Below are 14,959 nucleotides of genomic sequence, written 5' to 3' on the forward strand. Positions count from 1 at the left end.
CTTTTTCCCATATAATGCTAAAATATAATTATGATTTTTTTAGAAACATCTATAGATGAGGTAGCAAGATGAATTGATGAAAAAATAAAATAGATATAAGGCTTTGTTCTAAAAATTGGCAATATTAGAAGACGAAATGAAAAAATTAACTAATGGGAAAGAGTTGGGACAATGAACCTGTCCCCATGTCCCTGTGCGGGAGGCGTTTATGATTAAGGCGGTTATTTTTGATTTTGATGGAACGTTAGCGAACACTTTGCCACTTTGTTTTCATTCTTTTCAGCGTGTTTTTAAACAATTTGATAATAAGGATTTTTCATCGGAAGAAATAAAAGCAATGTTTGGCCCTTCGGAAACGGAAATTTTGAAAGAGAACTTATCGCATGAAGACAGTGGTCAGGCAATTGAATTGTATTATCAAACATACACAGAGAACCATTCGGAATTCGTTGATTATAATAAAGAAATGGATGCGTTATTAAGGTATTTAAAAAATAAAGGGATTAAACTTGGAATTGTGACCGGGAAGGCAAAGCGAAGTTTAGCTATTTCTTTAGCGGAACTGCAAATGGATAACTTTTTTCAAGTGACTATCACAGCTGATGATGTAGGCAAACCAAAGCCGGATCCAGAAGGCCTTCTAAAGGCATTATCCGCCTTAGGCGTAGAATGTAATGAGGCTGTGTTTATTGGTGATAGTGATGCGGATATACAGGCTGGGTTGCAAGCCGAGGTTTATACGATCGGAGCACATTGGTTGCCTGATTACCAGACTATGGAATTCGCTGATAATCCTGATGCTACCTTTGATAGCGTCACTGACTTTATGGAGTCTATAAAGGAAGGGAATCTTTATGAGTCATAAATGGTTAGAATGGGCGAAGCGAATTCAATCACTCTCACAGGCAGGTTTAGCTTTTTCAAAAGATATTTATGATATAGAACGATTTAAGGAGTTGCGAACTATTAGTGCGGAGATAATGGAAGCGTATACGGACTTGGATATGGAAACCATTAACGGCTTATTCGCAAATGAAACTGGTTATCAAACGCCAAAGGCAGATGTACGTGGAGCTGTTTTTAAGGATGAGAAGATTTTATTGGTTCGAGAAAAAATGGATGATAAATGGGCATTACCTGGTGGATTTTGTGATATCGGATTTTCGCCAACTGAAAATGTTATAAAGGAAATAAAAGAAGAGTCTGGGTTGGATGTTGTATATCATAAGCTTCTAGCCGTGTTGGATACAAATAAACATGCCCATCCACCACTACCCTATCATTATTATAAACTATTTATTCGTTGTGATATTGTCGGAGGACATCCACGTACTGGTGTAGAAACGAAGGATGTTGCATTTTTTTCTGAAAATAAGCTGCCCACACTTTCCACCGACAGAAACACCGAATCACAAATCAGCATGCTTTTTGACTTTTTGAGACATCCGAATGAAGATACAATCATAGATTAAGGGACTGAGGGACAGGAAAACTGTCCCATCCATCTGGGTCTGGGACAATGAACCTGTCCCTCTGTACCAGTGAAGGAGGCGAACATGTGAAACCGTTAATTGGGATAACATCATCAATGGAGATTGACCAATCGCATTATGCGGTTACAAACCGGAATGTGAAGGCTATTTCGCGTGCGGGAGGAATGCCTGTTATGCTGCCGTATTTTTTAGAAGAGGAAGATGTCGATCAAATGGCTAATCAGATCGATGGTTTATATGCTACAGGTGGGTATGATATTGATCCAACATTGTTCAAGGAGGAGCCACATCCGAATCTCGGCACAATTATTCCTGCGCGTGATCAATCAGAAATTGCGCTTATGAACAAATTTCTTGAGATGGATAAACCTATACTCGGTGTATGTCGTGGTGCTCAAACATTAAATATCGCGGCTGGTGGGGATATGTATCAGGATATATACACCCAGATTAATCAGGTACTGCTTCAGCATTCGCAAAAAGCTCCACTAGATCATGGCTCCCATTTTATATATGTGCAAAAAGGATCCCTGCTTCATCAACTAACAGGCTCTGAGAAGTTCCGTGTAAACAGCCTGCATCATCAGGCTAATCGAGATGTGTCGGATTATTTTGAAATTAGCGCCAAGGCAAATGACGGCATTGTCGAAGCCGTCGAAAGTAAAGAGCATTCATTTGCGCTTGGGCTGCAATGGCATCCGGAATCCATGGCAGCATCCGGTGACATTATTTCGCTTCAGATTTATGAGAGGTTCATTGCGGCTTGTAAGTGAGGGGAAAAGGTAAGCTTGATAGCTCAGTTCTTTGACGATGGAAAAAAGAAATACCATAACCATATGAAATGCAACTAGTTAAGTATTTTAATATCTCATCTTTGACAGTATCTTTCTCAAAAGGAACACATTAGCCATGGATAAGAACAAATTTATTGTTTTGGGGGGGATATGAATAATGCTGCTTGTAAAACCTACAATTAATCTTAGAAAAGAATATATGGACTACTATAATGAATGGAAAAATACTGGTGAAGCTAGTATTCCGTGGCTTGTTGAAACTGTGCCTCCGCATGATTTTGAATATATGATAAAAACACTAAACGAATTCGAAAATGGGTTACATATCCCGATTAAGTGGCTGCCAAGTAATAGTACTTATTGGGCTGTAGATGAAAGCAATAAAATAATAAGTGTTGTGAATATCCGTCATAAGTTAACACAGAAGTTATTCGATTTTGGGGGGCACATTGGATATGGTATTTGCCCATCGCAAAGGGGGAAGGGCTTATCTAAAGAAGTATTTAATTTATCTCTAAAAAAGGCAAATGACCTTGGAATAGATGAGGTTTTAGCTGTTTGTCATGATAATAATATTGCTTCGAGGAGAACATTAATCTCGTGTGGTGGTTTAGAGGATAGTTATCGTATTGATGAAAATAAGAATGTACTACGTAGGTTCTGGTTTATAAAAGGGGGTAACGAGTTTGATTCATTTGAACGGCAAATACAGTCCTAGGCAAATAAGTTTTCTCGATTTATGGGAATACGAAGGTTGGAAAATGAAAGTATATGGTATTTCGTCCGCAGGAGATTATCTAAGTGAAAAGCTCGTAGTAAAAGCGAAGGAAATAGCAATGGGTATATTACCGACTCCTGCTATCACTGAAAATCGCTACGGGGTAGGTTTTATCGGCGTTCATGAAGGAGAAGGCGCAACTTTTATTTTTGTTGATTGGTGGACAAATGAAAATGAATTAATACACCATGTGTATGTAGCTTCACATGAAAATCCTACTGACTTTGAATATGTCACTCCTACAGGGCTTATCGCCTGTTGTTGGGACCTGAAGGTGCTTAATTTTGAAAGGGATAGTTGGATAGAGCAAGTATTGAACAATCCAAAAGGCCCCCCAGATATTGATGGCTATTTAAAATGCCATTTAAATGACCTTGTTTAATGGGACAGGTTCACTGTCCCATTCCTATTGATGCTGGGACAGTGAACCTGTCCCCCTGTCCCGCCTTAATTCCCCCATATGGCTTCAATAAAGTCGTCTCTACCTGATTTGGCTCTATCTTCCTTATAGTCTTCTTCATTCTTTTTGTAAAAGTCTTGGTGGTAATTTTCTGCTGGGTAAAACGTTGCTGCAGGTATTATTTGCGTCACAATTGGTTTGGAAAATTTACCGCTTTGTTCAAGTTCCTTTTTGGATTCCTCAGCTAATTGCTGTTGTTCCTTGTCATGATAAAAAATGGCCGCACGGTAGGAATCCCCACGATCTTGAAATTGCCCGCCATCATCGGTCGGATCAATTTGTTGCCAGAATATATTTAGCATGGTTTCATATGTGATGACGTTCGGATCATAGGTGATCTCCACTGCTTCATAGTGGCCGGACTCCCCGCTTTTCACATCTTCGTAAGTCGGATTTTCAAGATGGCCGCCGGTATAGCCTGAAACAACGCTATAAACACCATCCCATTGATCGAATGGTTTTACCATACACCAGAAACATCCGCCGGCAAAAGTTGCTTTTTTATGTGTTGCCAATTGTTTCCCCTCCAATTGTTACCGTTGTATAATTAAAGTAGAATAAAGATACTATAACATAAAATAAAGCAGGTGACAGAATGGAAGAACCATACGTACATAAAATTTTTATCGAAAAGATAGAACAGAATCGTGAAAAAATAGAATTGCATAAAGAAGGTTTCTCGGAGCGTGATGTTGAAAAGGCGATATTTGCCTATCCGATCAAGCACTACACGTTTTGGCAAGAAAAGATAGAAGCGGAATCTATCGACATGGGAGCGTTGGGAGAAAACTTTGCTGTTCTGGAAATGGATGAATTTACAGTTTGCATCGGAGATACGTTTAAACTCGGAGATGTCATCATCCAAGTGTCGCAGCCTTATCAGCCATACTGGGACTTTGACGATAAGCGCTTTGCAAAACAAATGGTTCAAAGCGGACGGACTGGTTGGTATTTTCGTGTGTTACAAGAAGGTGATATAAAGGCTGAATCGGATATGGAGTTAATAGAGCGCCCCTATCCACAATGGTCAATCGCTGCTTGTAATGAGATCATGTTCATCGATAAGGAGGATTTGCGTTTAGCCGATGATCTTTCCTCCTGTGACTTGCTCGCTAATGAATGGAGAAAGGCCATGAAAAAGCGCCTGCGTGGCATTTTTTAACTAATGAAATTGGACTTTCTAACTACTGGGAAGTCCAATTTTGGGGATACTATCTTTAACAATTTTTCTATAGTTGTGACATTTTACCCATGTCTTTATGCACTGGTAGATTCTATCAAAATTATATACTATTAAAATATCACTGAATATTATGTATCACAATGAATAGAAAGGAGCGAAGCGTGTCTAGGACATTTTTATAAGGGGGATTGACATGGTAAAACGCATTGCCGTATTGTTGCTCGCTATTTTACTGGTTGTAGGTAACTTCTCGTTCGCCAGTGCGACAAGCATAACAGGCAAGACATTTGATGAGAACGTTACGAAAAGAGCGAACACAGAAAATCTAGAGGAAACAGAAGATCCGGATAAAGACGTCAGAGTGGTTGTGGAGATGGCAGAAGAATCACCGATTGAAAAGGCAACAGAAAAAGGTGTGACGTTTAATAGTCTTCAGGAAACTCAAAAGCGGCAACTTGAAAACGAAGCAAAAGCAAAGCAACAATCTGTGAAACAGCAAATTTCAACAGATCAGGTAGAAGCTACATACTTACAAGAGTTTACAGCAGTCATAAATGGTTTTAGTGCAGAAGTGAAACAGGGAGACCTTGAGCGGATTAAAGAAATTCCCGATGTGAAAACCGTACACATTGTGAATGAGTATGAGAAGCCAGAGGTGCAACCGGAAATGAAATATAGTAAAGAATTGGTGGAAGCACAAGAAATGTGGCGTGATTACGGTTATAAAGGAGAAGGTATGACGGTTGGTGTCATCGATACCGGTATTGACCCGGACCATCGTGATATGGTACTTTCCGATAATCCCGATCCGGAACATACTGAGAGTTCCATTGAAGCGACAATCGATGAACATGATTTACCAGGGGATTTTTATACAGACAAAGTTCCTTATGGTTATAACTATATGGATGAAAATGATGAAATCCGTGATATAGCTAATGGCGCTTCGATGCACGGCATGCACGTTGCCGGAACGGTTGGCGCAAATGGCGACGAGGAAAATGGTGGAATTATGGGGATTGCGCCGGAAGCGCAGCTTTTTGCTTTGAAAGTTTTCGGAAATGATCCGGAAATGCAATCAACGTATGGCGATATCTATATCAAAGCCATTGATGATGCGATTAAACTTGGTGTGGATGCGTTAAACATGAGCCTTGGTTCACCTGCAGGCTTTGTAGATGAAACGTCACCAGAACAGCAGGCAGTTAGTCGAGCAGTGGATAATGGTGTTCTCATGTCTATTTCCGGAGGGAACTCCGCATTGTTCGCAGATGGATTTTATTATCCGCTTGCTTCCAATCCGGATTACGGCTTAAGTGGTTCTCCAGGGGTGGCTCATGATTCTATGCAAGTAGCCTCTTTTGAAAACGCTAATATCGAAGTAGAAGCAGTTGACTATACGCTGGATGAGGAAACAGGAAGTGCACCATTCCTATCTGCGGGAAATACACAACCGTCAGATTATGTAGAGACTAATTTTGAAGTTGTAGAAGCTGGGCTTGGACTGCCGGAGGATTTTGCAGATGTGGATGTAGCAGGAAAATACGTGCTGGTTCAACGTGGTGAGAATCCTTTTACAGAAAAGGCAATAAATGCCCAGGAAGCTGGTGCAGAAGGTGTCATTATTTATAACAATACAGATGGTATTATCAACATGGCTACGGAAGATGAAATCGAGATTCCACAGCTGTTCATGCTGAAAAATGATGGAGACAAACTTGTGGACGCGATACGCGATGGCCAAGCAGTTACATTGGATTTCACAGGCGGCTCAGCCACCATTGATAATCCGGACGCAGGAAAAATGAGTGATTTTACGTCATGGGGCCTGACCCCGGACTTGGATTTTAAACCGGAAATTACGGCACCGGGTGGCCAAATTTTATCCACGCTAAACGAGGATGAATATGGTTTAATGAGCGGAACATCGATGGCTGCACCACATGTTGCAGGTGGAGGAGCTCTCGTTTTAGAGTATATTGATGAGGAATTTGGGCTGGAAAATGCTGATCGCGTTCTCCAAGCAAAAAATATGATGATGAATACAGGAGACTTGGTGGAATTTGACGGAGCTTTTGTGTCACCACGCCGTCAAGGTGCTGGTTTAATGCAGCTGCATAGCGCTTTGTCCTCACCTGTAATCGTCACTGAATCAGAAACAAATGAAGCAAAAGTTGCTTTGAAGGAAATTACCGAAAATGAAGTAACCTTTGAGTTGACAGCACAGAACTACACAGATGAAGCTGTTACTTATGACGTAGAGGCAAACGCGCAAACAGACCAATTTGTACAAAACGGCGACGATCTATTAGTTGCCCCAAATGAATTTGGAGCGCTCGATCTTGATGATGTGATTTCTGTCAATGGAGGCGAAAGTACAGTTGAAGTACCTGCAGACGGGACGGAAACGATTAATGTTACGATCGATGTCAGTGAAGCAGACGAGGCATTAACGGAGTATTTCACAAATGGTTACTGGTTAGAAGGTTTTGTCACCTTAACAGATCCACAAGACATAAATCCAGCGTTACATGTTCCTTATGTTGGGTTTAAAGGAGAGTGGGATAGCTCTCCAATTTTGGACAAGCCTATATGGGATGCAGATAGTTATTACGAAATGACGGGGGTTGTTACTTCAGTAGATGATGACTCGTATGACTTCTTGGGTGAAGACATCCAAACAGGGGAAATTGATCCGGAAAACATTGCCTTTTCACCAGATGGAGACGGTGTTCAGGATGATGCATTAATGATACTTTCCTTCCTTCGAAATGCAAAGGAAGTGAAATTCAACGTCTTAGATGAAAACAAAGAAAAAGTCCGCACGATCACAACGGAATCACATGTGGCCAAGAACTACTTTGATAGTGGACTGGCACCCATGTATTCTCTATCTTCTTCCCGTGTCTGGGATGGAAAAATTGATGGAGAACAAGCACCGGAGGGACAGTATTACCTGCAGGTTGAAGCGATCATTGATTATGATGATGCGAGCTGGCAATCGCTTGAAATCCCGGTAGAACTTGATGTAACTGCACCGGATTTAGAAGTAGATTTTAATGAGGAGGAGCAATCTGTTGCTGTTGATGCAGTAGATAATGAAAGCGGTATCGCTTATTGGGATGTTCAGGTTGATGGAGAATCGATTCTTGATGAGCCTTACGGGGAAGACGTTACCGAACACCAATTAACGAAAAAGTTACAGCCAGATCAAACATTAACTGTCATTGCGGTTGATTATGCCGGAAATCAAGTGGAAGAAGACGCAACAGAAGCAGTAGATACCACCATACCGAATCTGCATTTGCAAACACCGGAATTCCTTGGTGTCCAAACAGATAGAGAGGTAGAGTTTTCGGGCTATGTTACCGATAAATCAGGGATAAAAGAAGTGACGGTTGACGGGGAGCAGGCAGATGTCACCTATAATGAAGATGAAGATCGATATGATTTTACGTATACGTTGACACATGATGAGGATGGCTACTTTTTCCATCATATTAAGGCAGTGGACAATGCTGATAATGAAGCAGAAATTGGCCGCAGATATTTTGTCGATACAGAGGAAGCAACATTAGAGGTAGATGCGGAGGAAAAAACAGATGCTACTACCATAAATGTAGATGCTACCATCACTGATAATTTTGATGAGATCCGATTGTATGTCGATGATAGTGAAGTGTATAAGCACGAACAGACAGAACCATATGGCATGAATGGATTTGATGAGACGATTAAAGACATCGAATTGGAGCTTGAATTAGGGGAAAATGAGTTTGAATTCAAAGTCGTTGATCTCGGAGGACATGAAACAACCGAAACAATTACCATTGATCATGAAGCCAGTATTACACAAATGAAACGGCTTGTAGAGCAGTTCCATGATGATGGTGAGATCGCAGACAATGCTACTGCAAGAATGCTTGATATGCAATTGACAGCGATCGATCATTATGCAGGTAGTGAGCAGAATGAAAAGGCGATCAAACATATGAATAATTTCAAACAGGCTCTTGATCTGCAACAAGATAGGGAATTGATTTCGGAAGAAGCGGCAGAAACACTACATGAATATGCAGATTATTTGATTGAAGAATGGGAATAACCTTTTGGGAAAAAGGGCCTGGGGGCTCGGTCGGTTTTACTGAGCACCGGCCCTCTCCTTAAATGGAAAACAGAGATCAGGAGGAGTGATAGATTGAAACGTCACGATCAACCAGAAAAGAATCGAAATGTCCATAAACACTTTCTTATTCAGCTATTTGCCATCGCTTACCTGTTATTTTTCATTGTTTCACTGACGGTGTCTCCTACAACAGCAGTTTTCACAGATACAACTACAAAGGAAGGCAGTATTTCCATCGCTTCGTCCTTTGATGAAGCAGATGAAGATGAAGAGGAAGAGCAGGAACAAGGAAACGAAGACGAACAGGAAGATGAGGGTGTAGAAACAGACAGCGACGTACAAGAAAATGATGCGAACAATGATGAAGGACAACAGGAAAAGGAGGACGAAAAAGCGGACGAGAAAGATAGTGCAGTTTCTGATTCTGAAAAACAAGAGGAACAACAGGTAGAAGATAATGAACAGGCCTCAAGTGAGGAATCGGAGCAAGATGATGATTCTGAAGAAGATGTGGAATCGGATAGTGACGCATCAGAATCTTAATGAAAGCCTTTTATGAGGTGGGGGGACGAATAGATGAGTGGAAAACGCGTGTTAAAAGTGATTAGTAATCTCGTCACAACTGTATTATTTATTGTGCTCCTGTTAACCTTATTCCTTGTTGTTTCAACGAAGGCATCAGGCGGGGAACCTAATTTTTTCGGTTACCAACTAAAAACAGTATTATCTGGATCGATGGAGCCAACTATTCAAACAGGTTCGATTATCCCGATCAAAGAAGTTGATGATCCGACCAGCTTTCAAACGGGCGATGTCATCACCTATCAAACAGAGGAAGATATTTTGGTCACGCATAGAATTACGGAGGTTAATGAAGGGGGAAATCAATATATTACAAAGGGTGATGCCAATGATGCAGCTGATATGGAACCTGTAAATGCTATGAATATAGTTGGAGCTTACACTGGTATTAGCATTCCATATATTGGTTATGTCATGGATTTTGCCAACTCAAGCGAAGGCGCCGCGCTTCTCCTCGTTATACCAGGTGTTTTTTTGATCATCTATGCCGGGGTCACCATCTGGAGGGCGTTTCGTCAGTTGGATCAAGCAAAAAAAGAAGTGAATCCAAATACAGAATAAGCATTTGAAGAGGGAATGGTTAAATGCGTATAAAAAAGCAAATCGGTATGGGCGTCATGTCAGCAGCACTTGGTTTAACATTAATCGGTGGAGGGACATATGCCTATTTTAGTTCCAGCGAAACGACGAATAATACGTTTGCAGCGGGGACCCTGGATCTATCGGTAAATCCAACAACCATCATTGATGTAGGCGAATTACAACCAGGCGATACTGTCACGCGTGACTTCGAACTGGGGAATAATGGGTCATTAGATATTGAAAAAGTAACCCTTGAGACAGATTATACGGTTATAGATGCAGATGGGGACAACACAGATGATTTCGGCAGTCATATTGAAGTCGAATTTCTATACAATGCCAGTAAAGCGGACGAGGTGATCTTTCAAACCACACTAGCTGAGTTGAAAGATATGGATCCTGAAGTGGTGAATGAACATCTATTTTATCCAGCGCTCGGTGAAGAAGGTCTTCCTGCTGGCGGAGAAGCTGATGACTTAGTCGTCAAATTTAATTTCAAGGACAATGGTGAGGATCAAAATCAATTTCAAGGCGACTCTTTAAATCTGGAATGGACATTTAATGCTGAACAAGCAACGGATGATGATGTGTAACCCGGTTATTAAATAGAAAAGCTATCTCAGAAGGTTGGATTATGAATTAGTCCCCGTCCTGAGATAGCTTTTTTCGTTGTATAGGAAATTATAAAATTTTGAGATTGTGGATAATTCCCTGGCCAAATAAGCCACATCCGGCTCCACCGCCTTTGTTCTCTGATCATGCTGCCATCTCACAATTACATTTGATTGTCGTTGTGAGATGGTGGCATTCATCAAGAATTTTTTTCTTCATGTTTTCTAGAATATTTCCATATAAATTCAAAATAAGGTATTCTAAAGGAATAGGAAATTTAGGAGGGTTTTAGGTTGCTGGAGAATGCATTTATCATGGTTGTCATTATTTTGGTCGTCAATATCGTATATGTCACATTATCAACCATGCGTATGATCCTTACATTGAAGGGACGCAGGTATGTAGCTGCATTTGTTAGCATGTTTGAAATTGTTATGTATGTTATAGGGCTCGGACTTGTCCTTGATAATTTAGACCAAATCCAGAACATTATTGCCTATGCAGTCGGTTTTGCAACTGGTGTCATTATTGGAACGAAAATTGAAGAGAAATTGGCATTGGGCTATATAACTGTAAATGTGATCTCATCAAATCCGGATATTGAATTCACGCGCCAATTACGGGATAAGGGTTATGGGGTTACAAGCTGGCTCGCCTATGGAATGGATGGTGACCGTTTGTCTATGCAGATTTTAACACCTAGGAAATATGAGCTTCGATTGTACGAAACGATAAAGATGATTGATCCAAAAGCATTTATTATCTCGTACGAACCGAAGCAAATTCATGGTGGTTTTTGGGTGAAGCAGGTGCGTAAAGGAAGACTAATGAATCCGAAGAAAGGAAACGCGGAGGCAAGTAAGGCTTCGGCACAGCCTGGAGAAACAACAAAGATTGATGATTCATAAATCCATGATAGCAGGCGTAGAATATAGAAGTGCAGACCGGGGTGATGCGGTTTGCAACCACTCTTAATGTTAATGAACTTTTGCCCCCTTGCCAACATACGGAGTTAGCAAGGGGGCTTATTCTATCAAGCGGTTAGTTAGCGAAATACTTCGAGTTTGCAATGGCTCGTTTTGTTGATTCACTAATCTCAGCGTGAAAATAGGGTTCGTATGCTTCGAGTGGAGCCTTTTTCGTCGAATAGACGGCAATGAACACTCCGACCAAAGACAGCGAAACAGCAATAACAAATGAAGGTATTACAGTATTCGATGCTTCTGCTACAACGTATATAATAGACCCAACAGCGATACCCGTGTATGCGCCTGCTCGATTCATTCTTTTCCAATAGAGTCCTAGAAACACAGCTAAAAAGAAAGCTGCACCAAATCCTCCATAAATATACGTATAGCCCATAGCTAAAAACCAGGGTGGATTAATGGCAAGAATAACGGCAATCGCTGCAATACCAAAAATGCTTATTCGCAGCCAATTTTTAAATCCTTTATCACTAATTCGTTTAGGAAAAATATTCAAAAACACATCATAATATAACGACGTAGCACAATGCAGCAGCATAGAATTTGCGGTTGAAATTGCGGCAGCACTAATAGCTACTAACGTTATGGCTCCGATGATAGGAGGTGTATACTCCTGTAGCACCAATGGAATGATATAGTCGGTTGTTTTTCCAGCAGGAATGCTAGGGATTAATGTTTTTGCGCCAAGTCCCAACAGCATTAATGGCACCCAAATAAACAGCAATGTCACAATGGTCCACATAATTTGCAAAATAGCCACCTTGATATTTTGGGGAGCTAATTGACGTGCGACCCAGTGTGGAGAAGCTGGGGTTCCCAGTGAGTTTGATATAAAAATGGACATTAACATCCCCAATCCAAAGGTACCAGTAGGTGTAAGGAGTACTCCTTTTTCAAGCGGAGGTCCTCCTTCATATGTAGGTGCTGTAGTTGTCGCGAGCGTCTCCATGATATTTTGAATGCCCCAGTTGCTGTTAAAACGGCAACACTTGCAAGAATACATCCGATGGCGATAAGGGCAGAATTTAATGTATCTGTTCCTGCGATGGACCAAAAACCACCGATACTCGTTATCATGATAAATAAAAGAAAGCCAAATATCGCTATTTTATAATCAATCCCGGTTATACTGGAAAATACAATTCCAAATCCGTTTACTTGTACATTAACAAGCAGCAAATAACCGATGAACATTAAAATTCCAACAATAGCCTGAAGTGGACTTTTTTTCGCGAATGGTTCAAAACGCAGGCGAATAAATTCCGGAAATGTTCGTGCCGGGTTTTCCGGACGTCGGATTTTATAAGCAACAATTGGAATTAAAGCCCCGCCGAAGGCCCATCCAGCCATCCAGCCTATAACGGCAGCCACACCGGAACTATACAGATAACCGGGTATACCCAAAACGGAAGCGGCACTAACCCATGTTGCCGTGGTTGTACCTGTTCCCAAGAGCAATCCCATCCGATGTCCTCCCGTCGTATAATCATCTAATGATTCTGCTTGTCGCAGGCTTTTCAAATTGGTCCACACAAGAAACAGAATGTAAATCGCAAAAACACTGATATACCATATCATTTATCTCACACTTCCTTCTAGCTAATCTAGTGTACGTTGAATCATAGACTATCAAGGTTTAAAACTATTGTTTAGTCCTGTTTATACTTAAATAACCGCCCCGTAGCTCCCCATCGTTTCACACCAGATTTTTCAACTTTGTATAAGAGAAATATATTTAAAACGGCGCTAAATACCATGGAAGCAATATAAATCATGATTGCTATGACCATTCTTAGGACTCCTTTCAAAAATAAGTAGCGTATGATGTTTCCTCTTGGAAGCGAAAATAAAAAATCTCTTCCGATTAAATGAGCGATCAGAAGAGATTTGAAATAACAGCGTATATTTTCTCTTCTCATCTTTCAGAAAAAATCCTGCTGGAGTTGGCACAGTACTTAAGTAAGTCTGTTGCCGAGGTGTCAGTGGGCCAGTTCCCTATACCTCTCTGGATAAGAAGTTGCATTTATGAAGTTAGTATATAATGTACGTTATTCGATGTAAAAAGTCAACTGTTATCAGGAATCAGCAGACAAAGTCCTCCTTAACCTGTTGAAGTATAAGGGGAAATGGGTTCATCGGCTGTTATTTTCATTAGGAACTTGATTATTTCGTTCGTTACGGTCCAACATGGCTATTTGGTTCATGTCTGCATCTGTAAGTTCAAAATCAAAAATATCAGCATTCTCCTTCATACGCGAAGGTGTTACCGTTTTGGGAATCACAACGACATCTGACTGAAGATGCCAACGAAGAATAACCTGTGCTGGTGTTTTCCCATGCGTAGCAGCTATTTGCTGAATCACATCATTTTGCATCACGTTGGTTCCATTCATTAATGGGCTATATGCTTCCAATTGAATGTCATGATCGATGCAAAATTGCTTTAGTTCTTTTTGCTGTAAATAAGGGTGGCATTCTACCTGATTAACAGCTGGTGTCACGTCACATTCGTTCATAATCCGCTTTAGATGTTCGATATCAAAATTACAAACGCCAATGGCTTTCGCTCGTCCTTCTTTATAGATTCTTTCTAATGCTTGGTATGTTTCTACATAGGTGTCATACTTTGGCGTTGGCCAATGAATGAGATAGAGATCAACATAATCAAGACCTAGTTTTTCTAGGCTTTCATCAAATGCTTTTAATGTATTTTCATACCCTTGATCTGCATTTGCTAATTTAGTCGTAATGAATAAATCCTCACGTGATAATTTGCTGCCAGCCAATGCATCTCCCACGCCTCGTTCATTTTCATACACCTTAGCAGTGTCGATCAAACGATATCCAGCTTTTAGGGCTTGTTCTACCGCATTGGTTACTTCATCGTTAGGTATTTTCCACACACCATAGCCTAGTTGTGGTATACGACGTCCATTGTTTAATGTTTTGTATTGCATGAAATCGCTCCCTTTTTCGATGTTGTCTACATTTTAGCATATGTTACGTTGCGGGTCTTAATAAAAAGCAGACATTCTTTGACAGTGCTTTGCTGCCCTTCGAATACCATGGTATATAAATGCATAGTAAAAAAGAAAAGGACAACCAATCAAATAAAATCCGAACATTAAATTAAAAAATTAATAAAACGTTCGATATTTTGATTGATTTTTGTATGTTAATTTGGTATGCTTAATCCAACAAATAAAATACGTTACCTCATATATTTCCTGAGAATAAGGCTCAGAAGTTTCTACCTAGCACCGTAAATGCTGGACTATGAGGGAGATGAATCATTGTCTATGCAATCAATGATTTAGTTTTTATCTAGCAGGCAAAGACTCTTAGAACCCACGATTGTGAATG

General features: G+C 40.5%; 16 protein-coding genes and 2 riboswitches. Of the genes, 11 read left to right on the forward strand and 5 right to left on the reverse strand.

The window, feature by feature from the left end; translation table 11 throughout:
- Positions 1–208 precede the first annotated feature (208 nt).
- From KFZ56_RS06075 to KFZ56_RS19505, 5 genes are all read left to right on the forward strand, one after another.
- Positions 209–865: an HAD family hydrolase gene (locus KFZ56_RS06075; protein ID WP_255584872.1), complete on the forward strand. Its 657-nt coding sequence runs from the start codon at positions 209–211 to the stop codon at positions 863–865.
- Positions 855–1,472: an NUDIX hydrolase gene (locus KFZ56_RS06080; protein ID WP_222640946.1), complete on the forward strand. Its 618-nt coding sequence runs from the start codon at positions 855–857 to the stop codon at positions 1,470–1,472. The genes KFZ56_RS06075 and KFZ56_RS06080 overlap by 11 nt, the downstream gene beginning before the upstream one ends.
- A gap of 86 nt (positions 1,473–1,558) precedes the next feature.
- On the forward strand, positions 1,559–2,266 hold the full coding sequence (locus KFZ56_RS06085) for a gamma-glutamyl-gamma-aminobutyrate hydrolase family protein (protein ID WP_222640947.1): 708 nt from the start codon (positions 1,559–1,561) through the stop codon (positions 2,264–2,266).
- A 178-nt stretch (positions 2,267–2,444) separates the two neighbouring features.
- Positions 2,445–3,005: a GNAT family N-acetyltransferase gene (locus tag KFZ56_RS06090; protein ID WP_255584874.1), complete on the forward strand. Its 561-nt coding sequence runs from the start codon at positions 2,445–2,447 to the stop codon at positions 3,003–3,005.
- Positions 2,974–3,447: an isochorismatase gene (locus KFZ56_RS19505; RefSeq protein ID WP_255584875.1), complete on the forward strand. Its 474-nt coding sequence runs from the start codon at positions 2,974–2,976 to the stop codon at positions 3,445–3,447. The genes KFZ56_RS06090 and KFZ56_RS19505 overlap by 32 nt, the downstream gene beginning before the upstream one ends.
- A 65-nt stretch (positions 3,448–3,512) precedes the next feature.
- Here KFZ56_RS19505 and msrA read toward each other — a convergent pair whose 3' ends face one another.
- Entirely contained in the window at positions 3,513–4,040 is a 528-nt protein-coding gene (gene msrA / locus KFZ56_RS06100; protein ID WP_222640948.1) for a peptide-methionine (S)-S-oxide reductase MsrA, read from the reverse strand.
- An 80-nt stretch (positions 4,041–4,120) separates the two neighbouring features.
- Between msrA and KFZ56_RS06105 the strand changes: the two genes are divergently transcribed.
- The 6 genes from KFZ56_RS06105 to KFZ56_RS06130 all read left to right on the forward strand — a co-directional run bounded on the left by KFZ56_RS06105 (position 4,121) and on the right by KFZ56_RS06130 (position 11,518).
- Positions 4,121–4,687 carry an MOSC domain-containing protein gene (locus KFZ56_RS06105; protein WP_222640949.1) on the forward strand — a complete coding sequence of 189 codons (567 nt, stop codon included), beginning with the start codon at positions 4,121–4,123 and terminating at the stop codon, positions 4,685–4,687.
- A 214-nt stretch (positions 4,688–4,901) separates the two neighbouring features.
- Positions 4,902–8,813, forward strand: coding sequence for a S8 family serine peptidase (locus tag KFZ56_RS06110; RefSeq protein WP_222640950.1), 3,912 nt, complete (start codon positions 4,902–4,904; stop codon positions 8,811–8,813).
- 93 nt (positions 8,814–8,906) lie between these two features.
- A complete protein-coding gene (locus tag KFZ56_RS06115) occupies positions 8,907–9,377 on the forward strand; it encodes a hypothetical protein (protein WP_222640951.1) in 471 nt (156 codons plus the stop codon).
- Positions 9,378–9,410: 33 nt separating this feature from the next.
- The gene (sipW, locus tag KFZ56_RS06120; protein ID WP_222640952.1) at positions 9,411–9,977 is read left to right on the forward strand and encodes a signal peptidase I SipW; all 567 of its coding nucleotides are present in this window, start codon (positions 9,411–9,413) and stop codon (positions 9,975–9,977) included.
- Positions 9,978–10,000: 23 nt separating this feature from the next.
- Positions 10,001–10,591, forward strand: coding sequence for a CalY family protein (locus tag KFZ56_RS06125; RefSeq protein WP_222640953.1), 591 nt, complete (start codon positions 10,001–10,003; stop codon positions 10,589–10,591).
- 312 nt (positions 10,592–10,903) lie between these two features.
- Positions 10,904–11,518, forward strand: coding sequence for a DUF2179 domain-containing protein (locus KFZ56_RS06130; protein WP_222640954.1), 615 nt, complete (start codon positions 10,904–10,906; stop codon positions 11,516–11,518).
- A 133-nt stretch (positions 11,519–11,651) separates the two neighbouring features.
- Here KFZ56_RS06130 and KFZ56_RS19510 read toward each other — a convergent pair whose 3' ends face one another.
- The 4 genes from KFZ56_RS19510 to KFZ56_RS06145 form a co-directional block, all read right to left on the reverse strand.
- Positions 11,652–12,440 carry a sodium:solute symporter family transporter gene (locus KFZ56_RS19510; RefSeq protein WP_255584876.1) on the reverse strand — a complete coding sequence of 263 codons (789 nt, stop codon included), beginning with the start codon at positions 12,438–12,440 and terminating at the stop codon, positions 11,652–11,654.
- The gene (locus tag KFZ56_RS19515; protein WP_255584877.1) at positions 12,440–13,174 is read right to left on the reverse strand and encodes a sodium:solute symporter family transporter; all 735 of its coding nucleotides are present in this window, start codon (positions 13,172–13,174) and stop codon (positions 12,440–12,442) included. The genes KFZ56_RS19510 and KFZ56_RS19515 overlap by 1 nt, the downstream gene beginning before the upstream one ends.
- A 71-nt stretch (positions 13,175–13,245) precedes the next feature.
- Complete coding sequence (locus KFZ56_RS06140) at positions 13,246–13,386, reverse strand: hypothetical protein (protein WP_222640956.1); 141 nt, start codon at positions 13,384–13,386, stop codon at positions 13,246–13,248.
- A gap of 122 nt (positions 13,387–13,508) precedes the next feature.
- Positions 13,509–13,612, reverse strand: a riboswitch (SAM riboswitch).
- A gap of 116 nt (positions 13,613–13,728) precedes the next feature.
- A complete protein-coding gene (locus KFZ56_RS06145; protein WP_222640957.1) occupies positions 13,729–14,553 on the reverse strand; it encodes an aldo/keto reductase in 825 nt (274 codons plus the stop codon).
- A gap of 239 nt (positions 14,554–14,792) precedes the next feature.
- Positions 14,793–14,893, forward strand: a riboswitch (purine riboswitch).
- Positions 14,894–14,959 lie beyond the last annotated feature (66 nt).

The sequence above is a fragment of the Virgibacillus sp. NKC19-3 genome, assembly GCF_019837165.1.
Classification (GTDB): domain Bacteria; phylum Bacillota; class Bacilli; order Bacillales; family Amphibacillaceae; genus Virgibacillus_L; species Virgibacillus_L saliphilus.